Source organism: Sorangium sp. So ce363, assembly GCF_051520435.1.
GTDB classification, from domain to species: domain Bacteria; phylum Myxococcota_A; class Polyangia; order Polyangiales; family Polyangiaceae; genus Sorangium; species Sorangium cellulosum_B.
On record NZ_CP150333.1, the window covers coordinates 4,616,434 to 4,639,543 of the forward strand.

Below are 23,110 nucleotides of genomic sequence, written 5' to 3' on the forward strand. Positions count from 1 at the left end.
CCCGCTCCCCTGGCGCTGTCCGCGCCATTAGGTTTCGATCATGAACGCCGGAAGTCTCGACGGGCGCGGCGCACGCGCGCTCCTGGACCGCCTTGTCTCGAGCGCGGCCCGCCATCTCCTCGGCGCGTCCCTCGCCATCGCGCCGGGCGCCGCGTCGATCACGCCGGTGCTGGAGGATCTCCTCTCCTTTCATCCCGGGTGGATGACACGGAGCGTGACCACGCATGACCCTGCAGGGGGCAACGATGATGGATATCGCCCGGGGGTCGCGCTCGAGGGGGACCACCGGGTCCTGTTCCATGCCCGCGGGGAGGGGAGAATCGCGCGCATCTGGATGACCGCCCCCCGCGCGGAGCTCGAGAGGCCGGACCAGGAGATCTGGATCGAGATCGACGGACACACAGCGTTCCGCGGGTCGCCCGGCGATTTCTTCGGCGGTAGGGGCCCCTGGAGATCACCTCTCGTACTCGACGTGGACGCGAGCTCGGGCGCGTATACCAGCTACGTCCCCTTCGCCTGGTCGAGCGAGGCCAAGGTCCTCTTCCGGGGCGTTCCCATCTATTACCAGATCACGTACCGCGAGGGCCCCGGGGCCGCGTCGGGACCGACGCCCGAGGAGCTGTCGCGATTCATGACGGAGGACTGGACAGCCACCCTGCTTGCCCCGCCGCGCCGGGAGAGCCTGAGCGCCAGCGCGCCGCTCGTCCTGGCGACTGGCCCCGCGACCGTATCAGGGGTCGACGTTCACATCCCGGCGGGAAGCTTGAACGACCTGTCGGTGAGGATCGGCGGACAGCCGCCCATACCAGCGTCGTTCTTCTTCGGCCTCGCCAGCTCGGGCACCGACGCCGACGGCGGATGGACCACCTTCAGGAGCGCGCTGCACGCCGCCTGGACGCCCGACGCCGCAGGGGCGGGCAGGCTCGCGACGCGCCTGCCGATCCCGCTGGCCGAAGGCGAGGTGCTCTCGCTCGAGGTTGCGCCCGGGCAGGAGATCGCGGGTGTCGAGGCGGCCGTCGACCTCGCGCCCGCCCGCCGAGGCGTGCGGCTGATCGCGCAATACCGCGATCAGATGGCCCCCGGACGCGAGACGACGATGCCCCTCTTCGAGAGCGATGAGCCGCTCCAGTTCGTCGCGCTTCTCGAGGAGATCAGCGGCGGCCGACCGAACGATCGGACGTACCTCGAGGGCGACGAGATGATCCGCACCGACGGGATGTCGCACCCGCTGCAGATAGGGACCGGCACCGAGGACTATTTCAACGGAGGCTTCTATTTCCTGGGCGCGCACCATAACCCCTTCAGCGGGCTGCTCCGCTTCCTCGTCGTCGATCCCGAGGATGGATGGAAGAACGCCACGTTCGTCCATTCCCTGTACCGCCTGCACGTGGCCGATCCCATCGTGAGCCGCTCCGGTCTGCGCTTCGGCATGGAGGCCGGGCCGACCGGCGCCTACACACCGCTGCGGGTGCGCTCGCTGGGCCTCTCTTACGCATTCCCGGAACATCAGGTTATCGGTGAGCAGAAGGTCCGTGCGGCCGGGCGGCGGCGGCTCGTGCATTCGGCCGTCGACGGCGAGCGGCTGGAGCTCCGGCGGCGATCCTGGTCCAGCGAGGGCCGCGGGATCACCCGGATCGAGGTCGCGTGCCCGTCCGATGCGCGCGGCCTGTTGCTGCTCCGCGCGTACTCCGCGGCGAACGCCCCCCAGACGGCGCGCGTGAGGCTCGACGGGCGGGAGGTCGGCGTGCTCCACGAGATGCAGGCGAACCCCGTCCGGTCGCTCGCCGAGGACGCGCTGTGGATAGACCTCCTCCCCGAACAGTGCGGCGCAGGCAAGCGCCCGGTCCTCGAGATCGACGCGACAGGCTCCCCGGCGCCGTGGAGCGAGCGGGGTTACACGCTGCGGTTCTTCTCCGGACCTCCCGCGCCTCAGCTCACGCAGGGGCCCGCGGTGGAGATCTTCGACTCGGAGAGCATCCCCGGGGGGCCGTTCTATGTGAACGATCACTCGATGATCCAGCTCGCCGACGGCCGCTGGATCCTCACCGGGATCTTTCACCGCGAGCCTTATCGACCGGACGCCGAGCGCGAGTTCGTCCTCGCCACCGCGCCTGGACCTGGGCCGGTGAGCTGGATGGAATCCGTCTCACCGAGCCTCACGCTGGCTCCGGAGCGCTTCTCGATTCGCGCCCTCTCCGACGAGCGCTGGATCTGGGCCCCGCACATGGTCCGGGACCGGGACGGCAGCCTGGTCATGATCTTTCATGTGGGCACGCACGACCCTGACCGATCCGGCTTCCGGATCGCGCGCTCGCGCGACGGTTTCACCTGGAGCCGCGAGGGAGGGACGCTCTTCGAGGACATCTGCGTCGCCCGCGATCCGATGCTCGCCCGGCTCGGCGATCTGTGGGTGGTGTACTATACGCGCTGCGCGTCGATCGAGTCGCCCCTGAGCGGCGTCGCCTACCGCACGTCGCTGGATCTCTTCCACTGGAGCCCGCCGGCCATGGCGCTCACGCTCGGGCCGGAGACGGCGATGCGCAACAGCGGTTATACCGAGTCGCCGTTCGTGTTCGAGCGGAAAGGGTGGTTTTACCTGACGCTCACCAGCTATCCTGTCGACTACGACGCCACGTTCGTCTACCGCTCGCGCTCGCCGTTCGCGTTCCCGCCGCACGCCGTCGCCCGGCTGCGCGCCCACGCGGCCGAGTGGGTCGCGGAGGGGGGCGATTTCGAGGCGGGGCGCCTGTTCTTCACGCACGCAGGGGCCGGGAAGGGCGGCGTGTTTCTCCAGGAGCTCTTCGGCCTCTGAGGCGAAGGCGGCGCCGCCGAGCTGACTGAGCGGCGCCGTCCGACCCGGGTCGATACGCGCGCCCGCTCGCCGGTTCGACCCGGGTGAATGACGAGCTGCAGGCGAGCGTCGCGCTGGGATGAGCTCGCCTGCGCCGGGTGCAGCCGAGAACTCCCATGGTGCTTGTCGGACGGAACTCCGCCGACGACATGCTCGCCCGCGCGAGCGTGGCCGCGATCCGTCGACTATCCTCTCGCGCCCATGAGCGTCCATGTCGTCGTGTGCGCGTTCGCGATTGCCGTCCTCGCCGCGTGCTCCAAGACGTCGTCATCGGCGACGACGTCGACGGATGCGGGCGCGGGCGCGACGGGCGGCGCGCGCCTCCGCATCGCTGTCGTGCCGAAGGGGACGACACACGAGTTCTGGAAGAGCGTGCACGCAGGCGCGGTGAAGGCCTCGCGCGAGCTCGACGTCGACATCGTGTGGAAAGGGCCGCTCCGGGAGGACGACCTCAAGGCGCAGGTCGATGTCGTCTCGAGCTTCGTCGCGCAGGGCGTGTCCGGCATCGTGCTCGCGCCGCTCGACGCCACGGCGCTGAGGGCGCCGGTGCGGGCGGCGAGGCAGGCGAAGATCCCGGTGGTCGTGTTCGACTCCGATCTCGCCAGCGACGATCACGTGAGCTTCGTCGCGACCGACAACGAGGCGGCCGGGAGGCTCGCCGGTGAGCACCTCGGCAAGGCGATCGGCGAGAACGGCAAGGTCGTCGTGCTCCGTTACCAGGAGGGCTCGGCGAGCACGCAGCACCGCGAGAAGGGGTTCCTCGACGCGGTCCGCGCGATGCCCGGCGTCACGGTCGCGAGCGAGAACCAGTATGGCGGCGCGACCACGGAGTCGGCGTTCCACAAGAGCGAGAGCCTGCTGCTCGCGCAGAGGGCGGCGGAAGGGGCCATCGCCGGGGTCTTCACGCCGAACGAGTCGACGACGTTCGGGATGCTTCAGGCGCTCCGCAAGACGAACGTCGCGAGGAAGGTGAAGTTCGTCGGCTTCGACGCGTCGGAGAAGCTCCTCGGCGCGCTGCGCGAGGGCGACATCGAGGCGCTCGTCGTGCAGAACCCGTTCAACATGGGGTACGTCGCGGTCAAGACGATGGTGGCGCACCTCCACGGAGAGAAGGTCGAGGCGCGCATCGACACGGGCTCGCGCGTCGTCACGAGGCAGGACCTCGACGACCCGGCGGTGCAGGAGATCGTGAGACCCGACCTCGCCAGGTGGCTCGGGGAGTGAGCGGCCCGTGGGCGGAGAGCGCGCGCCCCTCCTCGAGGTGACCGGCCTCGCGAAGGCGTTCGGCCCGAACCCGGTGCTGCGCGACGTCTCGCTGCGGGTAGCGCCCGCGAGCGTGCACGCGCTCCTCGGCGAGAACGGCGCGGGCAAGAGCACGCTGGCGCGCGTCCTGCTCGGCATGGAGCGCGCGGACGCGGGCGCGATCCTGCTCGGAGGGGCGCGGTACGCGCCGGCGTCGGCCGAGGAGGCGCGCCGCGCGGGCGTCGTCCTGGTGCCGCAGGAGCGGACGCTCTGCGCCCACCTCACGGTCGTCGACAACGTGGTGCTCGGGATCGAGCCGCTCGCGCGCGCGCGGCTCGGGATCCGGGACCGCTCGCGCGCGCGCGCCGTGGCGCGGGCGGCGATCGCGCTCGTCACCGCCGATCCGGGCCGCGTGCCGCTCGACGCGCGGGCCGGGGAGCTCGGCGTCGCCGATCAGCAGCTCGTCGAGATCGCGCGGGCGCTCGCGCAGGGCGGCCTCCGCGAGGACGGGCGGCTCGCGGCGCGGCTCCTCGTCCTCGACGAGCCGACATCGAGCCTGGGCCAGTCGGACGCCGCGCGCCTGTTCGAGCGCGTCGGCGCCCTGCGAGACGCCGGCCTCGCGGTGCTGCTCGTGACCCACTTCCTCTCGGACGTGCGCGCGCACGCCGATCGCTACACGGTGCTCCGCGACGGCCGCGTCGCGGGAGAGGGCGATCCGCGCGAGATCGAGCCGGCGCAGATCGTCCGCGAGATGCTGGGCCGCGCGCTCGATGACTCGCGCGCGAGCGCCGTACCCGAGGCGGCGCGCCCGGACGGCGGCGAGGTGGTGCTCGAGGCCGAGGGCGTCTCCGGCGTGAAGCGGCCGAAGCGCGCGTCGCTGACGCTGCGCCGGGGGGAGATCCTTGGCATCGCCGGCCTCGTGGGCTCGGGGCGGACGGAGCTCCTCCGCATCCTCGCGGGGCTCGATCCGAGGCGCGGCGGGACGGTCGCATTGCGCGCTCCTCGCGGGATCGGCCTGCTGAGCGAGGATCGCGGCGGGGAAGGGTTGATGCTCGGCCGCTCGCTCGCCGAGAACGTCTGGCTCTCGCCGCGCGCCCCGCGCTTCGCCAGGCCGAGATCGGTCCTCTCGGAGGGCGCGCGCTGGATCGAGAGGCTCGCGATCCGCGCACGTGGGCCGGAGCAGCGCGCCGGCGAGCTCTCGGGCGGCAACCAGCAGAAGGTCCAGATCGCGCGGCTGCTCCGCGAGGACTTCGATGTGCTCCTCGTCGACGAGCCGACGCGCGGCATCGACGTGGCGAGCAAGGCGCAGGTGCTGGCGCTGCTCCGGGATCTGGCGCGCGCCGGCAAGGCGATCGTGCTCGTGTCGAGCCAGCTCGACGAGCTCGTCACGACCTGCGATCGCATCGCGGTCCTCCGCCGGGGGACCCTCGACCCGCCGCGGCCCGCGTCGTCGTGGACCGAGGCGTCGCTGCTCCTGGAGGCATCCTCGTGAAGAAGCGTCCGCCGTGGGTGGGGCCGCTCGTCGCGCTGCTGCTCGTCTACGCGCTCTTCGCGGCGCTGACGCCCGACACGTTCCTGCGCAGCCAGAACCTGCTCACGATGGCGCGGCAGACGGTGGTGGTCGGCATCTGCGCCGTCGGCATGACGCTCGTCATCGCGACCGGCGGGATCGACCTCTCCACGGGCTCGCTCGTCGCGTTCACGACGGTCGTCCTCGCGAAGCTCCTGCGCGCGGGGGTGCCGGCGCTCCCGGCGGCGCTCGTCGCCGCGGCGGCGGCGGGCCTCGTGGGCGCCCTCGTAGGGACGCTCGTGGGGCGGGCGCGGATGGTGCCGTTCGTCGTGACGCTGGGCACGATGAGCGCGCTGCGCGGCGCCGCGAAGGGGCTCGCGTCCGAGCAGAAGATCGACGCGGATCCGCGCGGTCTCGACGCGCTGCTGTCGTCCGATCTCACCGCGCCCGGGCTGTGGATGACGGCGGCGCTGGCGCTCGTGGTCTTCGCCGTGCTCATGTTCACGCGCTTCGGGCGGCACGTGTTCGCGGTCGGCAGCAACGAGGCCGCGGCGCGCCTGTGCGGCATCGACACGGGGCGCGTGAAGATCGCCGTGTACACGCTGTCGAGCCTCCTCGCCGGCGTCGCGGGGGTGATGGAGTTCTCGACGCTGACGGTGGGGGATCCGACCGACTCGATCGGCCTGGAGCTCGAGGTCATCGCGGCGGTGGTCATCGGCGGCGCGCCGCTCTCGGGCGGCGAGGGGAGCGTCGCGGGGAGCGTGATCGGGGCGCTGCTCATCACGGTCATCCGGACCGGCGGCGTCCACCTCGGGTTGCCGAGCTGGGTGCAGGAGATCGCGACGGGCGCGATCATCGTGATCGCCGTCGCGGTCGATCGGGCGCGGCGCGCGCGCGGGGCACGCGCCGCCGCGGGTTGACGGTGATTCGACGCGCGCGGCCGGTGTGTCGAGGCGTGTCCGATGCTCACAGATCGCCGCGCAGCGCCGCGCGGATGGCTTGCTCGACGGGTGAGCTCTCGCCGTCTTCGCGATCGAGCCGCAACGGTTCGGTCGGGAGCAGGGGCGGCTGGGCCAGGAAGCGCGGGCGCGTGCCGCGGTGCGGCTGCGCTGCGTGGACCAGGAACGGGTGGCACAGGTAGACCGTTCCCGCCTCGCCGGTCGCGAGCACCTGCGGCCGGTGGGCCGTCTCGGCGAAGCCGTTCGCGGCCAGCTCACGCAACGTCAGCCCCGGCTCGCCTGCCGGCTCGAGCTGCCGCGCGATGTCCAGATGGGACCCCGCCCGGATGCGCGTCGGCGCGTCGGATTCGCCGACATCCGAGAAGAGGAACAGCATGAGCAGCGCGCGGCCGCGCGACGCGACGTTCACGCGCCATGACATGAAGTCGGGGTTCTCGGTGCCGAAGCTCACGTCGACGTGCCAGCCGGCATCCCCTGGATCGTCGGGAGACGGGAAGCGCACGGGGAAGGTGCCCAGCGTGTTCAGCGGTTGCCAGCGCCCGCGGCCGACCAGCCGATCGAACGCGGCCCGCAGCACCGGCGTGTTCACCGCCTCGGCGAACGGCCGCTGGCCGTACAGCCCGAGTCGAACGACCGGCTTCGTCCAGGTCTTCGGATCGTGCGGATCCATCCCGGTGTCACGCCACAGGATGGCGCGGCCCTCGTCGGCGAGGACCCGCGGGAACGCGGCGTCGATCCGGACGAATCCATCGGCGATGAAGCGCTCGATCTGTTGATCGCTCAGCTCGAACATGGCGCGCGGACCAGTCTGCATGGCCGCGCCAGAGGGGGCAAGCGGGCCAGGTCGGGCTCGCCTGGCGTCGTGGGCCGGCACAGGCGGCCTCGGCGCCTGGATCGAGGGCAGGGGCTCGGGCTGCACATCGCTTACCGTGCGGCGGAGCTCCACGGCTTCCGCCTCGGTTTGCGGCCGCCCTCAGGGGATCTGCACCTCGGTGGAGCCGATCTTCTTCGGATCGTTCGGATCGTTGATGTTGTCCCAGCGGCGGTACAGCTCGACGGCAAAGGCCCCTTGCTCAGGCCCTTGATGGCCATGTCGATATCATAGCGGCAGTCGCACCCGGCCACGGACCCGGGGTCCATGTCCACGGGCTGCACGAGCACATCCACCCTGCTGTCGGCGATCCGGACAAACCCTTCCACCTCCTGGTCGCATCGGAACTGCGCGGCGCGGTACTCGAGGTGAACAGCGCCGCGCTCGGGCGTCGCCACAAGCGCCTCCTGCACCGTGTCGTCGTACGCGCCCGCCTTGCACTCGCTCTGGGTGAGGCCCTCGATCGCCTCCGCATCCTCCCAGCCCTCGGGCAAGTCCGCCCCGCCGCAGCCGACCACCAGGAGCGCCGCGACCATCCACGCCATGGTTTGCATCTCGTCCCTCCGGTGAGCTCTCAGTGCAACGTGTGTGCCTGGTGTGTGCCCCCAACCTCACAGGGCGCAGTGGCTGATCTCGGGGGACATCCGTGTCGCGGGTGTGCCATGGGCTCTTCGGTCGCCGTGGGATCGATGAGCGGACCGCCGCATGACGGAGGTACTCTGCGATGATGCTGGCGACTGGCCACGCGAGGAGCGAGCGGCCCGAGAGGTGTCCACGCCGCTGAGCAAAACCTTTCGGATCGAGGAGGGCGTGATGCGGCGATCGCTGGGACTGATCTTGTGCTTGTCGATGGCGACCGTGGTTGTGGCCTGCGGGGACGACCAGCATGGGGGTGGCGTGGGGACAGGCACGGGTGGCGCCGGAGCGACGAGCTCCTCGGGAGCCGGCCCGGGCTCGGGCGGCTCGACCCCGGAGCCTCCGGTGCATGAGGGCGATGGCCCCGCGGCAGGCAACCCGGAGGGGAGCTGCGCTGTTCCGGCCGAGGCTCAGGCCGCCGACACGTCGTCACCGACGACGGTGATCGGCGACGGGACGCCGGAGAGCTGCACCTCGGAGGCTGTCGTCAGCGCCGTCGCAGCCGGCGGCATCATCACATTCGACTGCGGGCCGGAGCCGATCACCATCACGCTCGAGGAGACGGCGAAGATCTTCAACGATACTGGCCCCGATATCGTGATCGACGGCGGCGGGCTCGTGACCTTGAGCGGCGGCGGGCAGCGGCGGATCCTCTACATGAACACCTGCGACGAGGCGCAGGTCTGGACGACGCCGAACTGCGACAACCAGGACCACCCGCGCCTGACGGTCCAGAACCTCACCTTCTTTGGGGGCAACTCGACGAACGATGACGACGAGGGCGGCGGAGCCATCTTCGCGCAAGGCGGGCGCCTGAAGGTCGTCAACTCACGCTTCTTCAACAACACGTGTGATCCGACCGGCCCCGACATCGGCGGCGCCGGGATCCGGGCGTTCATGCAGTACAACGGCCTGCCGCTCCACGTGGCGAACAGCACCTTCGGCGGCGCCGAAGGCTACGGGAACGAGTGCGCGAACGGCGGCGGCATCAGCAGCATCGGCGTCTCCTGGACGGTCATCAACAGCCTGTTCTCCCACAACCGCGCGCTCGGCAACGGCGGCAACCCCGCGATGGCCGGGACGCCGGGCGGCGGCAGCGGCGGGGCCATCTACAACGACGGCACCACGATGACGCTCACGCTCTGCGGGACCCGGATCGAGCGAAACGAGGTGAACGCCCACGGGAGCGCCATTTTCTTCGTGAGCAACGATCACTCCGGAAACATCGTCATCGACCGGTCGGTGATCACCAACAACATCGGCGGGTCGTGGTACCCGACCTATCCGCAGATCTCGAATCACGATGACACCCCGATCATGGTCACGGCGTCGACCATCGAGTGAGGGCGGCCGGTCGCGCCCGGCGGACGCCGCCCGCCTAGCGGCGCCGGGGGCCCGACCCGGGTTGAGGCTGCCGCAGCCTGGGTCGGGTCATGTCAACCTGGTCGGGGTGCCTCGACCTGGGTCGGGGCGCCTGCGTGCCGGTGATGCGCGACGAGCGCCGCGACACACAGGAGGCCGAGAATCAGCTCCACGGCGGTCGCCAGCACGAGCTCCTGCGCCGGCATCCCGTCCACGGCCATGCTGAGCAGGCGTGAGAGGCCGTAGGAGACGTACATCACCGCGCCGAGCACGCTCGCGGTGAACGCCAGCCGTGAGACGAAGGCGCCGAGCAGGATCACCGCGCCGGCGCCCAGGAGGGAGCCACCTGCGGCCCGTGCCTCGCTGAGCAGGCTGCTGCTCTCGCCGAGCGAGATCCCGCTGCTCGCATGGAAGGCGACGGGCGCGACGAGCGACGCGCCGCCGACCCCGAGGAGCACCAGGCCGGCGACGAACAGCGTCGCCGTCACGAGCCGCGGGGCCTGCAGGTTCGCTGTTCGCCTCGCGACGGGGATCGTCGCGACGCCGGGCGCGGTCCGCCGACCGGTCGTACCTGTCGGGCCGATGACGAGGATGGGGCGTGCACGATTGGGCATGGTGCTCCTTGCTGGATGGTGCATCCAACGTGCGGCGTTCTGAAGGGACGATCAATCATCGGAAGTCTTTCATTGTTTGCCGTTCGTCCACGATCGCTGGACGTATGGTCGAAGCTCGGGCACGCTGTGGCGCGTGGCGAGCCCTCGCAGCGTCGTTCCTGCCCCGGACCCGCTCGGAGAGTCGCTGCACCTGTTGCGGCTGACGGGCACCCTCTACTGTCGCGCCGAGCTCTCCGCGCCGTGGGGCATCGACGTGCCCTCGCTGGAAGGGCTGATGACGCTCCAGGTGATCACCGCGGGGCACTGCTGGCTCGAGGTCGACGGGGCGCCGCCGATGCGCCTCCAGCAGGGAAGCCTCACGCTGATCCCGCACGGCACGCCGCACCGCTTTCGTAGCAGCGCCCGCGCGCGCACGGCGCCGCTGTTCGAGATCCCTGTCGAGCAGATCAGCGAACGATACGAGATCATGCGCCACGGCGGAGGCGGCGAGGTCACGCACGTCACGTACGCCGCGATGCGCTTCGATCACGTCGTCGCCCGGCGCCTCGTCGCGCAGCTCCCCCGGGTCTTGCACATCGACGCGTGGGACGACGAGGACACCGGCTGGATCCACAGCACCCTGCGCCTCATCTCCCGTGAGGCCCTCACCCTCCGCCCGGGCGGGGAGACGATCATGACCCGGCTCGCCGATGTCCTCGTCGTCCAGGCCATCCGGTCGTGGCTCGGCTCGTCGCCCGAAGCGGGCCGCGGCTGGCTCGCCGCCATGCGGGACGAGCACGTGGGGCGCGCGCTGTCCGCGATGCACCGCTCGCCGGAGCGCCCGTGGAGCCTCGTGTCGCTCGCCCGCGAGGCGCGCATGTCCCGCTCGGCGTTCGCGGCGCGGTTCACCGAGCTGGTCGGCGAGCCCGCGATGCATTACCTGGCCGAGTCGCGGATGCAGCTCGCCCGCGCGCACCTCCAGCAGACGTCGGAGCCCCTCTCGGACATCGCGCGGCGCGTCGGCTACGGGTCCGAGGCGGCGTTCTGCAGGGCGTTCAAGCGGGCGTTCGGCGTGCCGCCGGGCAGCGTGCGCCGCGGCGCCGCGACGGCGGAGCACGCGCCGATGGCGGGCGCCCGGCCGTGACCGCATCCGGTCACACTCTGCCGCCGCCGCGCGATGAAGGGGGATGCCGAACCGCCGCTCGCCCCCCGGACCGCATCCCCTGCTCGCGCTCGCGCTGGCCGCGGCGCTGACCGCGCCCGCTGCCCCCGCGCGCGCCGAGACCTGCGCCGCCACCGAGAGCCAGGCGCTCCCGGACGCGCTGCCGATGCGCGACTTCGCCGCTCGCCTCGGCGAGCGCATCGACGCGTGCGCCGCCGACGCGCGGCGCCCCGACGCCGAGCGCTTCTGCGCGGAGCACGGGCTCGAGTGCGGCGCCGGGCGGGTCCGCGACTACGTGCGCGTCCGGACGCTCTTCGAGATGACGCGCGACGGCGGTCCGTTCCGGCTGCGCTGGAGCATCACCGATCGCAACCCGACCGCCTGGCACATCTGGGCCGCGTGGAGGCAGAGCCCTCCGCTCGCGTCGTCGGCCGGGCCCTCGGCGACGGCGGAGTGCGACGAGCTCTCGGCGCTCTTCGCCGGGCTCGCGCGCCGGCTCGACGTCCGCGGGGTCGGGCTCTTCTGGCCGACGTGGAACCACACGATCGCCGCGTGGGACGTGGCCCCGTCCGTCCGCGTGCTGGTCCCGACGTCGCAGATCTTCTTATCGTGCGACGCGACGTTCGACCGGACCACGTTCCTGCCGTCGAAGCAGCGTGTCGTCTACGAGCTCCGCCTGACCGACGCGCTCGACAGCGTGCCCGTGCCGCGGCCCCTGGCGACGTTCCTGCTCGATCAGGTGGCGCACTACGCGGGCGCGTCGCTCGACGTGCTCGCGATGATCCGGACGCACCGGGCGCTGCGCTACGGATCGAGCGTGCCGGCGTCCTGCGGTGAGGGCGCCGCCGCGGCGGCGAAGGCGCTCCGCGCGCGGCCGCTCTCGCCGGCAGACCGCCGGGCGCTCGCGCGCTACGGAGCCACGGAGCTGGGGCTCGCCGCGCCGTCGGCCGAGGCGACGCTCGCGCAGATCGCGCGCTGACCGCGCCCCGCGGCGCTCAGTCCTCGCCCTGGACGCGATGGATGATGTACCTCGCGGCGAGCTTCCCGAGCTGGCTCGCCGCGGTCCGCGCGCGCCCTCCGCTCGATGGGTTGGTCAACGAGGCTGGCACCGCGGTGTCGATCAAGAACTCGTCGAACACGCCCCCGGCCGGATCGGTGAGCTGCACCATCGCCTTGAGGCGCGTGTTCTTGTTGAGCACGACCGCGAAGATGCCGGGCTCGTAGAACGTCACGTTCGCGCGGAGGAAGAACGGCGCGTCGGCTGCGCTCCTCGCCCTGACGATGGCGACGCCCTCCGACGCCGCCGTCGCGATCAGCGCCTCCGTGAACTCCTCGTTCATCGCCGCCTTGTCCTCCTGCCAGCTCTGCTGCTGCTCGGCGTCCTTCTCCGCCATCCACTCGGCCTCGGAGCCGTCGCCGACCTGGAGGCCGTAGAAGACGATCGGGACGACCCCGAAGCGCCCCTGGCCGTAAAACGGGTTCGGCACGGCTTCACGCATGGTCTTCCAGGGGTGCCCGCACGCGGCGAGCAGGGGAGCCAGGCAGAGCATCAGGATCCAGAGCGCATGGCGACGGTGCACGGAGGCCTCCTTGGGAAGCGGTCGGCGGTCAGCGGTCAGCGGTCAGCGGTCAACGGTCAGCGGTCAGCGGTCAGCGGTCAGCGGTCAGCGATGGCGGCGCGGCGCGGCGCGTCGACGCTCAACCGCCGAGGATCGACGAGAGCCCGAGATAGCAGGCCCAGGCCACGACGGCGCTCACCGGGATCGTGAGCACCCACGCCCAGAGGATGCGCGTGGTCACGCCCCAGCGCACCGCGCTCACCCGCTGGCTCGCGCCCGCGCCCATGATGCAGCCGGTGATCACGTGTGTCGTCGACACCGGCATCCCCAGGAACGATGAGGTCAAGATGGTCGCCGCCGCGCTGGTCTCGGCCGCGAAGCCATGAATCGGCTTGAGGTCGATGATCTTGGTGCCCATGGTCTTGATGATCCGCACCCCGCCCGCCGCCGTGCCGAGGGCCATGGCCGTCGCGCAGGCGAAGACCACCCAGAGCGGCACATGGAAGTCGCCGTGGCCCGCGGGGATCGCGCCGTACGCGACCAGCGCCATGGTGATGATGCCCATGGTCTTCTGGGCGTCGTTGCTCCCGTGCGAGAGCGCCATGAAGCCCGCGGAGACCATCTGCAGGATCCGGAAGCGCCGATTGACCACCGCCGGTCGGGTGCGCCGGACGATCCAGAAGATGGCGATCATCCCGAGGAAGGAGATCGCGAAGCCCACGACGGGGCTGATGATCAGGCTCTTGATCACCTTCAAGAGCCCCGCCCCCTGCACGGCCGCGGTGCCCGCACGCCCGGCGCCCGCGCCCACGAGCCCGCCCACGAGGGCGTGAGACGACGACGATGGGATACCGAAATACCAGGTGAAGAGGTTCCAGAAGATCGCGCCGACGAGAGCGCTGAGCACCACCACCTGGGTCACCGCCGAAGGGACGATGAGCCCTTTCCCGATGGTGCTCGCCACCGCCGTGCCGGTGAGCGCGCCCCCGAAGTTGAACAGCGCCGCGAGCAGCACGGCGGTGCGGATGGGGAGGACTCCGGTGCTCACCACCGTGGCGATGGCGTTGGCCGTGTCGTGGAAGCCGTTGATGTAGTCGAAGACGAGCGCGACCACGATCACGAGGGTCAGCGTGACGAGGAGAGTGTTCATGGCGCGCCCCTCAGGCGTTCTTGATCACCAGCGCCTCCAGCGCGTTGGCGACGTCATCGCAGGCGTCGAGCGTGTTCTCGAGCCCCTCGAGGAACTCCTTGTGCTTGATGAGGTGGATGGCGTCCTTCTCGGTGTTGAAGAGCTCGACGATCGCCGAGCGGAATATCTGATCGCCGTCGTGCTCGAGCTTGGCGATGGCCTTGCAATGCCGGTATATCTCCGACACCCGCTTCATCCCACGGAGCAGCTTGACGGCGCTGTTGATCTCGCTACATCCTTCCAGGATCTTGGCGGCGAGCTCCTGGCTCGCCGGCGGGAGATCCTCCATGGCGTGGACCACGACCCGCATCATCGTGGAGTGGACGCGATCCGAGACGTTCTCGAGGTCGGTCGCCAGGGCGTAGATGTCGGAGCGATCGAGCGGCGTGACAAACGTCTTGTTGAGAGCGTCGTAGACGTCGCGGATCACCGCGTCGGCGGCGTGCTCGACGTCGGTGATCCGCGAGACCAGGGCTTGCCTCTCGCTGGCGCTCCGGGCGCTGCAGCACTCCGAGAGGACGTTGGCGCTCTGCAGCGCGCAGTCGGCGCCCCGCTCGAGCAAGTCGAAGAAGTGCTCTTCACGAGGTAAGAGCGATTTGATGACCCGATCGAGCCACATCATGGACCTTTCTTGGCGGGCGGGCGCATCCTAGCACGAGCACGTGACGCTCGATGCGGGCGCTTCGCGCCGGGCAGCCGCCGCCGCGGCTGTGTAAGGTCTTATCGAAGCGTTGTGTAGAGGGGTAGGAAAAATTTACCCTCGTGTCCGTGGTCACGGGCGTCTCGAGGGGAACGTCGGCGGTCGCGGTGGTTCGGGGCCTGCGCCGCCGGGGGTCGCTCGACGCCGCGCCCACGCCGGAGCAACTCAGCGGCGGCGGGACCACGCGCCGGGCGGCACGCCGTTCCAGCGCTTGAACGCGCGGGTGAACGCGGCGACGTCGGTGAACCCGACCGCGAACGCCGCCTCGGTCACGGTCGCGCGGTGCGCCGCGAGGAGCTCCTCGGCCATCGCGCGCCGCGCGTCATCGACGATCGCCTGGAAGCTCGTCCCGCGCTCGGACAGCCGGCGCTGGAGGCTGCGCGCGCTCTGGCCGACGGCGCGCGCGACGTGGTCGAGCGTGGCCTCGCCCTGCGGGATCGCCGTGCGCAGCTCGCGCCGCACGCGCGCGAGCACGTCCTCCTCGGCGCGCGGCAGCACGCGGTGCTCGCCCGCGGGCAGGCCGAGCGCGCGCTCGAGCTGCTGAGCGAGGAGCGCGTAGAGCATCGGGTCGGTGGTGCTCATCCGCGCGTCGAGGAGCGCCCTCGGGTACTCGACCTCGGCGCGCGGCTCGCCGTAGCGGATGGGCGCGCGGAAGACGCTGCGCGCGAGCGCGCCGTCCGCGGGCGGCGGGCGCACGAGGCGGACGACCGTGGGCTCGCGGGGGGGCGTCGCGGCGCGCCGGAAGCGCAGGACGGTGGTCGCCGCGAGGTAGTCCCACACCGCGCTCGGGGCCGTGTGGCCGGGCGCGAGCGCGAAGCGGAACGTCACGTGGGCCGGCCCCTCCTCGAACGTGTGCGCGGCGGCGTCGTGGATGAGCCGCTGGAAGCGCAGGAACGCCCGCACCGCGCCGCGCACGTCGCCCGCGCTCGCGAACGTGTACTCGACGAGCGACTGAGGCGCGGCGTCGACGAGCACCGCGGCGCGCAGGCCGAACGACTCGTCCGCAGCCGAGAACGCGGCCCACGCGCGGCAGAGCTCGTCGTGCGTCACCCGCGCGTCGGGGCGGCCGAGCACCGCGGGGTCGACGCCGACCCGCGCACACACCTCGGCCGGCGCGATGCCGTCGCGCTGCGAGGCGGTCACGACCGCGATGCCGAGCGCCTGCGCGAAGACCGTGGCCGGCTGGGTCGCGGGGCGCGGGGTCACGGAGGAGGAGCCAGGGTTTCTGCGAGGGGCGGCGGCGTCAAGCGGCGTTCCGCCTGGCCCGCCCTTGGCTCACGGTTTGCAGACTCTGCAGGTGCAGATTGCGGGGGCGCCCAGCGCAGCCGCGAATCGCGCGTCGTGTGTGTGACGCGGAATACCAATATCCCTCGCTCAGGGGCGCAACCAGCCGTTGCGACCAGCTCGTGTTCGCTCTCGGAGGAAGACCATGACCGATCTGCCCACTCGCCTGCTCGGACGCACTGGCGTCCGCGTCACCACCCTCGGTTTCGGCGCCATGGAGCTGCGAGGCGCTCCGCGGGGCCCTGAGCTCTCGGATCAGGAGGCGGAGCGCATTCTGAACGACGTGCTGGACGCCGGGATCAACTTCATCGACACCTCCATCGATTACGGTCGCAGCGAGGAGCGGATCGGGCGCTTCCTCTCGCACCGCAGGCACGAGTACTTCCTGGCCTCGAAATGCGGGTGCGTCGTCGGCGGAGCCCAGGGCGAGCACGTGCATACGGCGCAGAACATCCGGCACGGCGTCGAGAACAGCTTGCGCCTGCTGAAGACGGACCACCTCGATCTGGTGCAGTTTCACCGGAGCCTCACCCGGCAGGAGCTCGAGCAGGACGGCGCCCTGGAAGAGGCGCTGAAGCTCAAGAGCGAGGGGAAGGTGCGCTTCCTCGGCGTCTCGGGCACGCTGCCCAACCTGGTCGAGCAGATCGAGCTCGGCGTCTTCGACGCCTTCCAGATCCCGTACTCCGCGCTGCAGCGCGAGCACGAAGAGGTGATCAGCAAGGCCGCCCAGGCCGGCGCCGGGACCATCATCCGCGGCGGCGTGGCGCGCGGCGCGCCCACCGACTGGCAGCGCACGAATACCATGCTGCCTGGCGCGACGATGCAGGACCGGTGGGAGCGAGCCAGGCTCGACGAGCTGCTCGATGGCCTGACCCGGATCGAGTTCACCCTGCGCTTCACGCTGTCGCACCCGGGACTCAGCACCACGATCGTCGGGACCCGGAACCCGAAGCACCTGCGCGACAACCTGGAGTTCGCGAGGAAGGGCCCCCTGCCGAGCGAGGTCGTCACCGAGGCGAAGCGGCGCTTGAGCCAGGCGGGATCGGCGCCGGAGGCGGTGCCCGCGTCGGGCGCACGCCCGGTCGGCGCGGCGCAGGCGACGGCGCAGGCGTAGAGCCGGCGCTGACGAACCGCCGCAGGCGGCACGCCTGCTCAGGGCGGCGCCGTGGGCCCTCGTTGCTGCCATGGCAGCAGCCGGTGGTGCTCCGCTGCTGATCCGCTGCTGATCCGCTGCTGCGGCACGGGCGCTCCGCGAGGGCCGCTCACCGCTCTTCCGACAGCGCCACGCGAGCGGGTAAGGTGGTCGTCGATGCTGGCCTTTCTCAGGAAGCGGCGGCGCGACGCCGTCCGCCGTGAGCCCTTTCCGCCCGCGTGGCGCGAGATCCTCGACCGGAACGTGCCCTGCTTCGGCCGCCTTCCGGCCGAGGACCAGCAGGAGCTCCTCGGGCATATCCAGGTCTTTCTGGACGAGAAGCCGTTCGAGGGGTGCGGCGGCCTGGAGATCACCGACGAGATCCGGGTCACGGTGGCGGCGCAGGCGTGCCTCCTCCTCTTGCACCGCGAGACCGACTACTACCCTGAGCTCGAGGTCGTCCTCGTTTACCCGAGCACCTACGTGGCCCGCGGCCGGGAGGTGCGGGAGGGAGGCGTCGTCGTCGAGGGCGATCACGCGCGGCTCGGAGAGTCGTGGTCGCGGGGGTCGGTCGTGCTCGCGTGGGACGGCGTGCTCGCGGGCGCGGCGGACATGAGCGACGGTCACAACCTCGTGCTCCACGAGTTCGCGCACCAGCTCGACCAGGAGGAAGGCCCCGCCGACGGCGCGCCCGAGCTGCCCGAGCGCTCGATGTACGCGGCGTGGGCGCGCATCCTCGGCCGCGAGTACGAGCGCCTCCTCCGCGACGAGGCGAGCCTCAAGCGCACGGTCATCGACCCGTACGGCGCGACGAACCCGGCCGAGTTCTTCGCCGTCGTCACCGAGGCCTTCTTCGAGAAGCCACGGAAGCTCAGGGCGAAGCACCCGGAGCTCTACGAGCAGCTGAAGGCGTTCTACTGCCAGGACCCGGCCGGCCGGTAGCGGCGCCGCCCGCCGTCGGCGCCGCCGTCGCCGCGCGCGGGCCGATCGCCCGAGCGCCGCCGGTCGTGGTATCTCCCGGCTCCCCCGATGGCCCGAAAGCGCAAAGGCAGGTCTCGCAAGGCCGGCGCGTCCTCCGCTCCTCGCCCGGCGTCTCCCGCGTCGCCTGCGGTCGCCGCGCCGCCCGCGAGGCGCGTGCGCTCGTTCCGCCTTCGCCTCGACATCACCGCGCTCGAGCTCGCCTCCGGCCACGACGGCCTCCTCCGCGGCGCGCCAGAGCCTGTCCTCCTCCTCGCCGCGTACCTCCTCTTTCCCCATGACCCGAGCGGCCCGGCGGGGCTCACGCCTCCTCGTCCGCTGGGACGCACCCTGGTCCGCTTCCGCCCGCCGGAGGGCCGTTTCCCCGCCGTCGTCACGCTGCGCGCGCCGCTCTCGTTCAAGGCCCGCGCTCGCGCCCGCGAGGACGACCGCGTCCTGCTTCTCGCCCTCGCCGTCGAGGAGGACGCCGGCAAGGAAGTCGAGCGGCTCTACGCCCACCTCACCGACGCAAAGCACCTTCGCCTCTGGGACCTCGACGCGCCCGTCCCCGCACCGCTGGCCCCGGCCGAGCTCATCGCTGCCCCGTACCTGCGGGAGAACGCGGCCCCGGTCCGCGTCGGCGTGCTCGACGACGGCGGCGATCTCCGCGACACCTGCCGCGAGGACGACTTCGTCGGCGCCTGCGCGGCCGTCGTCTCGACCGCTCGCCACGAGGACACGCTCCGCTTCCACTTCGTCTCGGCCGACGGCCGCAACGACTGGACCGCCGTGACCAGCGTCAGCGTCGACTGACGCCCGCCCTCGTCGGCAGGGGCGTCAGGGCCATGGCTCGTCGCGTGTCCTGCGGCCGCCGAGGATGGACCGAGACAGGCGCCGCCGCCGACGCTGACCTGGGCCGGGGCGCGGCCTTCAGGAGTGCCTTATGCCGGGACGCACACGCCAGCTGCGGAGCAGGTGCAGCATTCGCCGCACCCGCCGCTGTTCACGCAGTCGATGCACCTGCCGGCGCCGTCGCACTGATCTTGCAGGGAGTTGCACAAGGTGCCTGCTGGCGCGGGCTGCGCCGCGCAGAGGCCATCATTGCAGGTGAATCGGATGCATTCCGTCGAGGTGCCGCACTCGGCGTCCCGCGAGCACTCGGTCGGCACGCAGTTGCCCGCGTCGTCGCAGCGTCCCGTGGGGCAGGACCCTGGCTGCGGCGTGTGCTTGGGCGTCGTCCCCACGCAGGTGTCCGACGTGCATGGGTTGTGATCATCCTCCGGCTCATCGGCGGCGACGGCGACCTGCGCGCCGCGCCCATCGCAGAGGAGGCGCTGGCAGTCGCCCGTCTTCGGCGCGATCTCGGTCCCTTCCGGCAGCGGCGCCGTGCCGCACTTTCCGGCGACGCACGCCGGGACCTGGCAGGGCTCTGGCGGGGCAGGGCAGTCCGATGGCCCCGTGCAGCTGCCGCCGGAACCGGTGCTCGACGCGGCGTCGCTGGTCGACGTGGCGTCGCTGCTCGTCTCGCCCGCGCCACCCGTTCCGCCAGCGCCGCCGCCACCGCCCCGGTCGACGAAGCGGCGCTCCTCGACGCTGCATCCGCCGAGCGCGGCGAGCAGGAGGAGCTGCAGGAGAGCCGGCCACGCGCCGCCGGCGCTCCGACACGGACCCGATGTCGAGGCGGGACACGACCCCATGCGCCGCATCATAGAGCAGGCGCTGCCCGACGGCGAAGCGCGTGACCGTCGATCATCCACCAGGGCAGGGCGCGCCGGCGCGGGCCCAGGTCTCCCATGCAGCGACGAACTCGGCGTAGGGCGTCGGGATGGGCGTGCGGCCAGCGCCAGGGTTCCAGCCCCAGGTCACGAGGGGATCCTCGAGGTGGACGCGCAACGCCGCCATGTCCTTGCCGCCATTGCGCTTCGGATCCTTGATCTGCTCGCACAAGGCGCCCGGGGCGACACCGACGAACACCATCGGCATCTCGGGCGGCGGCATGTGCCAGCCCTTCGAGACGCCCGGCGGCACGTGCGTGCCAAAGCTGTTCGGCGGGTTGGTCGGCCCGTGGCACGTCGTGCACTCCGCGCCTGGCATGCCGTGGCCCGTGGGTCCGCGGAGCACGAACTGCGTGTGCAGGCGGCCCTCATCGCCCTGGAGCGGCACGTCGCCGGCGGGGTGACAGTTCTGGCAGCGCGGGTGCTGGAGGACGCCGCGCACGGTCTCGAACGCGGCGAGGGCGGTCTCGCGGCTGACCGGCGACGGCGAGGGCGCGGGCGAGACCCCGGGCGTCTGTCCCCCGCACGCGGCGAGGAGAGAGGCGAGGACAAGAGAGGATCGGATCATGGTCAGTTCCTAGGCGAGGCGAAACGGAAGGGAGCGCAGCCGCTGCTTGGTCAGCGCGAACACTGCGTTCGCCACGGCAGGCGCGATCGGCGCGGTGGCGGGCTCCCCGATGCCGCCCATCTTGGCCTTGCTCGGGATGAGATGGACGGCGATGCGCGGCATGTCGAACATCCGGAGCATGGGATAGTCGTGGAAGTTGCTCTCCTGGACCTTCCCCTCGGCGATGTTGATCTTGCCGTAGAGCGCGGCCGTGAGGCCGAAGGCGACGCTGCCCTGGATCTGCGCCTCGATGCCGAGCGGGTTCACCGCCGTACCGCAATCGACGCTGCAGGTGACCGAGTGGACGCGGATGCGCCCCTTCTCGATCGAGACCTCGGCCACCTCGGCGATGATGGATCCGAACGACTCGTGCATCGCGAGCCCCCGCGCCCGTCCCGGCGCGGGCGCGGTGCCCCAGCCGGCCTTCTCGGCGGCGACCTTCAGCGCGTTCGCATGCCGCGGCTTGTCCTTGAGCAGCTCGAGGCGGTACGCGAGCGGATCCTGCCCTGCGGCGTGCGCCAGCTCGTCCACCATGCTCTCCACCGCGAAGGCCGTGTGGGTGTTGCCGACCGAGCGCCACCACAGCACGGTGACCGGCGTCCTCGGCGAGTGCAGCGACACGCGGAGCGCGGGCGTCCGCTCGATATAGGGCGACTCGGCGATCCCTTCCACCGAGGTGGAGTCGACGCCGTTCCTCGTGACGAACGACTCGAGCGGCGTGCCGGCGACGATCGACTGGCCCACGACCACGTGATCCCACGCCGACGGCAGGCCGCGCGCGTCGACGCCGACCTGGATCCGGTGGACGTAGGCGGGGCGGTAAAAGCCGCCGCGCATGTCGTCCTCGCGCGTCCACACGACCTTCACCGGCACGCCGGCGGCCTTCGCGACGATCACGGCCTCCCCGACGAAATCCGCCACGGGGCTGGCGCGCCGCCCGAAGCCGCCGCCGAGGAACGTCGTGTGGATCTGGACCTTGTCGGGCGTCGTGCCGAGGATCTTCGCCGCGGCCATCTGGTCGCCGGTCTGGAACTGCGTGCCGGTCCAGATCTCGCAGCGATCGCCGTCGATCTTGACCGTGCAGTTGAGCGGCTCCATCGGCGCGTGCGCCAGGTAGGGCACGTCGTACTCCGCCTCGAGCCGGGATTTGGCGGCGGCGAGCGCCTCTTCCACCTTGCCGACGTTGGCGGCGACGGCGCCGGGCGTCCGCGCCTTCGCGTGGAACTCGGCGAGCAGCTTGGCGCTGTCGGCCCCGCCTCCCTCGGGCTGCGCCCACTCGGCGCGGAGCGCGTCGCGCCCGAGCTTGGCGGCCCAGAAATGCGCGGCGACGACGGCGACGCCGTTTGCGGTGGGGACGACCTTCTCGACGCCGGGCACCTTGAGGGCGTCGGCCGGGTCGAACTTGACGAGCTTGGCGCCGAACGCCGGCGGGCGCAGCACCACGGCGGTGCGGAGCCCGGGGAAGTGCACGTCGAGCCCGAACTGCGCCTTGCCCGTGACTTTTTCCGGCGTGTCGATGCGGCGCACGAGGGTGCCGATCAGCTTCCAGTCCTTGGGGTCCTTCAGCTTCACCTTCGCCGGCGGGGCCAGCTTCATCGCCTCCTCGGCGAGCTGGCCATAGGTCAGCTTGTCCTTGCCGTGGGTGACGACGCCGTTCGCGGCGGTGCACGCCGCGGGCGAGACCTTCCACCGGGCGGCCGCCGCGCGCAGCAGCATGTCTCTCGCCATCGCGCCGACGGTGCGGTACCGCTCGAACTCGCTGTTCGTCGTCGACGACCCCCCGGTCATCTGGAACTGCAACACCGGATGGCCGTAGACCGGCGCGGCCGGCGCGTGCTCCGACCGCACCTTCGACCAGTCGCACTCGAGCTCCTCGGCGATCAGCATCGCGAGCCCGGTCCAGATGCCCTGGCCCATCTCGGAGTGCGCGAGCACCACGGTCACGGACTCGTCGGTGCCGACGCGGACGAACGCGTTCGGCGAGAGCGGCGGCGGCTGCGCCGCCTTCGGCGCGGCGCGGACCCCCTGCGGGACGTAGAAGCTGATCAGGAGCCCGGCCGCCGAGCCCGCGGCCGCTTGCAAGAAGTCACGCCGGGAGACGGTCACTTGCCACCTCGCTTGAGCCTCGACGCGAGAATCACCGCTTCGCGTACACGAACGTACGTCCCGCAGCGACACACGTTGCCGGACAGCGCGGCATCGATGTCGGCGTCGCTCGGATCGGGCTTCTGTTCGAGCAAGGCGACCGCGGTCATGATCTGCCCGGACTGGCAGTAGCCGCACTGGACGACGTCGGCCTGCGCCCACGCCTGCTGCACCGCGTGCGACCCGTCGGGCGACAGGCCCTCGATCGTCGTCACCTTGCGCGCCCCGACGCTGGACACCGGCAGGACGCACGATCGCGCGGGTTTGCCGTCGAGGTGGACCGTGCAGGCGCCGCACTGGGCCATGCCACAGCCGTATTTTGTGCCGGTCAATCCCAGCAGATCACGGAGCACCCAGAGCAGGGGCATCTCCGGACTGGCATCCACGTCACGAACAACGCCGTTGACATCGAGCTTCATGGCCGTTCAGCTCATACTTTTGGGCTGACGCGCCGTCAAGCGACTGCACATGTTCTTATCATTTCTTCAACATCGACCCGCGGCTCGCCGGCGCTCTGTCACGCTCGCACCCCCGAGCGCGACCGACCGAGCGGTGAGGAGGGCGATTCGGTGGTCA

General features: G+C 71.4%; 21 protein-coding genes. 10 read left to right on the forward strand and 11 right to left on the reverse strand.

The features are described from left to right. The first annotated feature begins 40 nt into the window (after positions 1-40). From WMF12_RS17555 to WMF12_RS17570, 4 genes are all read left to right on the forward strand, one after another. Positions 41-2,812, forward strand: coding sequence for a DUF2961 domain-containing protein (locus WMF12_RS17555; protein ID WP_437872679.1), 2,772 nt, complete (start codon positions 41-43; stop codon positions 2,810-2,812). A 240-nt stretch (positions 2,813-3,052) separates the two neighbouring features. Further along, positions 3,053-4,075: an ABC transporter substrate-binding protein gene (locus tag WMF12_RS17560; protein ID WP_437872683.1), complete on the forward strand. Its 1,023-nt coding sequence runs from the start codon at positions 3,053-3,055 to the stop codon at positions 4,073-4,075. Between the two features lie 7 nt (positions 4,076-4,082). Further along, positions 4,083-5,585 (forward strand): sugar ABC transporter ATP-binding protein, encoded by a 1,503-nt coding sequence (locus WMF12_RS17565; protein WP_437872684.1) that lies wholly within the window; start codon positions 4,083-4,085, stop codon positions 5,583-5,585. Next, positions 5,582-6,523, forward strand: a complete 942-nt coding sequence (locus WMF12_RS17570) for an ABC transporter permease (RefSeq protein WP_437872685.1) — start codon at positions 5,582-5,584, stop codon at positions 6,521-6,523. Before WMF12_RS17565 ends, WMF12_RS17570 begins: the two co-directional genes overlap by 4 nt. A gap of 46 nt (positions 6,524-6,569) precedes the next feature. On the opposite strand, the gene WMF12_RS17575 is transcribed toward WMF12_RS17570, so the two are convergent. Then, a complete protein-coding gene (locus WMF12_RS17575; protein WP_437872686.1) occupies positions 6,570-7,376 on the reverse strand; it encodes a phytanoyl-CoA dioxygenase family protein in 807 nt (268 codons plus the stop codon). Positions 7,377-7,486: 110 nt separating this feature from the next. Then, complete coding sequence (locus WMF12_RS17580) at positions 7,487-7,987, reverse strand: hypothetical protein (RefSeq protein WP_437872687.1); 501 nt, start codon at positions 7,985-7,987, stop codon at positions 7,487-7,489. Positions 7,988-8,282: 295 nt separating this feature from the next. Between WMF12_RS17580 and WMF12_RS17585 the strand changes: the two genes are divergently transcribed. Further along, a complete protein-coding gene (locus WMF12_RS17585; protein WP_437872688.1) occupies positions 8,283-9,413 on the forward strand; it encodes a hypothetical protein in 1,131 nt (376 codons plus the stop codon). Positions 9,414-9,505: 92 nt separating this feature from the next. Here WMF12_RS17585 and WMF12_RS17590 read toward each other — a convergent pair whose 3' ends face one another. Beyond that, complete coding sequence (locus WMF12_RS17590; protein ID WP_437872689.1) at positions 9,506-10,045, reverse strand: DUF4345 domain-containing protein; 540 nt, start codon at positions 10,043-10,045, stop codon at positions 9,506-9,508. 133 nt (positions 10,046-10,178) lie between these two features. Here WMF12_RS17590 and WMF12_RS17595 point away from each other — a divergent pair, with 133 nt between their 5' ends. Next, positions 10,179-11,168 carry a cupin domain-containing protein gene (locus WMF12_RS17595; protein WP_437872690.1) on the forward strand — a complete coding sequence of 330 codons (990 nt, stop codon included), beginning with the start codon at positions 10,179-10,181 and terminating at the stop codon, positions 11,166-11,168. 43 nt (positions 11,169-11,211) lie between these two features. Beyond that, entirely contained in the window at positions 11,212-12,165 is a 954-nt protein-coding gene (locus WMF12_RS17600) for a hypothetical protein (RefSeq protein WP_437872691.1), read from the forward strand. Between the two features lie 16 nt (positions 12,166-12,181). Here WMF12_RS17600 and WMF12_RS17605 read toward each other — a convergent pair whose 3' ends face one another. From WMF12_RS17605 to WMF12_RS17620, 4 genes are all read right to left on the reverse strand, one after another. Further along, positions 12,182-12,766 carry a hypothetical protein gene (locus WMF12_RS17605; RefSeq protein ID WP_437872692.1) on the reverse strand — a complete coding sequence of 195 codons (585 nt, stop codon included), beginning with the start codon at positions 12,764-12,766 and terminating at the stop codon, positions 12,182-12,184. 118 nt (positions 12,767-12,884) lie between these two features. Further along, entirely contained in the window at positions 12,885-13,895 is a 1,011-nt protein-coding gene (locus tag WMF12_RS17610; RefSeq protein WP_437872693.1) for an anion permease, read from the reverse strand. 10 nt (positions 13,896-13,905) lie between these two features. Then, positions 13,906-14,556, reverse strand: a complete 651-nt coding sequence (locus tag WMF12_RS17615; protein ID WP_437746802.1) for a DUF47 domain-containing protein — start codon at positions 14,554-14,556, stop codon at positions 13,906-13,908. Positions 14,557-14,799: 243 nt separating this feature from the next. Then, positions 14,800-15,840 (reverse strand): AraC family transcriptional regulator, encoded by a 1,041-nt coding sequence (locus WMF12_RS17620; RefSeq protein ID WP_437872694.1) that lies wholly within the window; start codon positions 15,838-15,840, stop codon positions 14,800-14,802. Between the two features lie 223 nt (positions 15,841-16,063). Between WMF12_RS17620 and WMF12_RS17625 the strand changes: the two genes are divergently transcribed. The 3 genes from WMF12_RS17625 to WMF12_RS17635 all read left to right on the forward strand — a co-directional run bounded on the left by WMF12_RS17625 (position 16,064) and on the right by WMF12_RS17635 (position 18,820). Continuing rightward, the gene (locus tag WMF12_RS17625) at positions 16,064-17,032 is read left to right on the forward strand and encodes an aldo/keto reductase (RefSeq protein WP_437872695.1); all 969 of its coding nucleotides are present in this window, start codon (positions 16,064-16,066) and stop codon (positions 17,030-17,032) included. Positions 17,033-17,227: 195 nt separating this feature from the next. After that, positions 17,228-17,992, forward strand: a complete 765-nt coding sequence (locus tag WMF12_RS17630; RefSeq protein ID WP_437553398.1) for a zinc-dependent peptidase — start codon at positions 17,228-17,230, stop codon at positions 17,990-17,992. Between the two features lie 87 nt (positions 17,993-18,079). Then, positions 18,080-18,820: a hypothetical protein gene (locus WMF12_RS17635; RefSeq protein ID WP_437872696.1), complete on the forward strand. Its 741-nt coding sequence runs from the start codon at positions 18,080-18,082 to the stop codon at positions 18,818-18,820. 128 nt (positions 18,821-18,948) lie between these two features. On the opposite strand, the gene WMF12_RS17640 is transcribed toward WMF12_RS17635, so the two are convergent. Genes WMF12_RS17640 through WMF12_RS17655 form a run of 4 tightly spaced genes read right to left on the reverse strand, consistent with a single transcriptional unit; the run spans position 18,949 to position 22,953 of the window. After that, entirely contained in the window at positions 18,949-19,704 is a 756-nt protein-coding gene (locus WMF12_RS17640; RefSeq protein ID WP_437872697.1) for a hypothetical protein, read from the reverse strand. 52 nt (positions 19,705-19,756) lie between these two features. Then, complete coding sequence (locus WMF12_RS17645; RefSeq protein WP_437872698.1) at positions 19,757-20,350, reverse strand: hypothetical protein; 594 nt, start codon at positions 20,348-20,350, stop codon at positions 19,757-19,759. Between the two features lie 9 nt (positions 20,351-20,359). After that, positions 20,360-22,495 (reverse strand): molybdopterin cofactor-binding domain-containing protein, encoded by a 2,136-nt coding sequence (locus WMF12_RS17650; protein WP_437746808.1) that lies wholly within the window; start codon positions 22,493-22,495, stop codon positions 20,360-20,362. Further along, positions 22,492-22,953 carry a (2Fe-2S)-binding protein gene (locus WMF12_RS17655; RefSeq protein ID WP_437746809.1) on the reverse strand — a complete coding sequence of 154 codons (462 nt, stop codon included), beginning with the start codon at positions 22,951-22,953 and terminating at the stop codon, positions 22,492-22,494. Before WMF12_RS17655 ends, WMF12_RS17650 begins: the two co-directional genes overlap by 4 nt. Between the last annotated feature and the right edge of the window lie 157 nt (positions 22,954-23,110).

Bases quoted from the DNA above. Each gene is read 5' to 3' on its own strand.
- WMF12_RS17555 (WP_437872679.1), top strand. From the start codon at position 41: ATGAACGCCGGAAGTCTCGACGGGCGCGGCGCACGCGCGCTCCTGGAC.
- WMF12_RS17560 (WP_437872683.1), top strand. From the start codon at position 3,053: ATGAGCGTCCATGTCGTCGTGTGCGCGTTCGCGATTGCCGTCCTCGCC.
- WMF12_RS17575 (WP_437872686.1), bottom strand. From the start codon at position 7,376: ATGCAGACTGGTCCGCGCGCCATGTTCGAGCTGAGCGATCAACAGATC.
- WMF12_RS17580 (WP_437872687.1), bottom strand. From the start codon at position 7,987: ATGCAAACCATGGCGTGGATGGTCGCGGCGCTCCTGGTGGTCGGCTGC.
- WMF12_RS17585 (WP_437872688.1), top strand. From the start codon at position 8,283: ATGGCGACCGTGGTTGTGGCCTGCGGGGACGACCAGCATGGGGGTGGC.
- WMF12_RS17590 (WP_437872689.1), bottom strand. From the start codon at position 10,045: ATGCCCAATCGTGCACGCCCCATCCTCGTCATCGGCCCGACAGGTACG.
- WMF12_RS17600 (WP_437872691.1), top strand. From the start codon at position 11,212: ATGCCGAACCGCCGCTCGCCCCCCGGACCGCATCCCCTGCTCGCGCTC.
- WMF12_RS17610 (WP_437872693.1), bottom strand. From the start codon at position 13,895: ATGAACACTCTCCTCGTCACGCTGACCCTCGTGATCGTGGTCGCGCTC.
- WMF12_RS17615 (WP_437746802.1), bottom strand. From the start codon at position 14,556: ATGATGTGGCTCGATCGGGTCATCAAATCGCTCTTACCTCGTGAAGAG.
- WMF12_RS17625 (WP_437872695.1), top strand. From the start codon at position 16,064: ATGACCGATCTGCCCACTCGCCTGCTCGGACGCACTGGCGTCCGCGTC.
- WMF12_RS17630 (WP_437553398.1), top strand. From the start codon at position 17,228: ATGCTGGCCTTTCTCAGGAAGCGGCGGCGCGACGCCGTCCGCCGTGAG.
- WMF12_RS17635 (WP_437872696.1), top strand. From the start codon at position 18,080: ATGGCCCGAAAGCGCAAAGGCAGGTCTCGCAAGGCCGGCGCGTCCTCC.
- WMF12_RS17640 (WP_437872697.1), bottom strand. From the start codon at position 19,704: ATGGGGTCGTGTCCCGCCTCGACATCGGGTCCGTGTCGGAGCGCCGGC.
- WMF12_RS17645 (WP_437872698.1), bottom strand. From the start codon at position 20,350: ATGATCCGATCCTCTCTTGTCCTCGCCTCTCTCCTCGCCGCGTGCGGG.
- WMF12_RS17655 (WP_437746809.1), bottom strand. From the start codon at position 22,953: ATGAAGCTCGATGTCAACGGCGTTGTTCGTGACGTGGATGCCAGTCCG.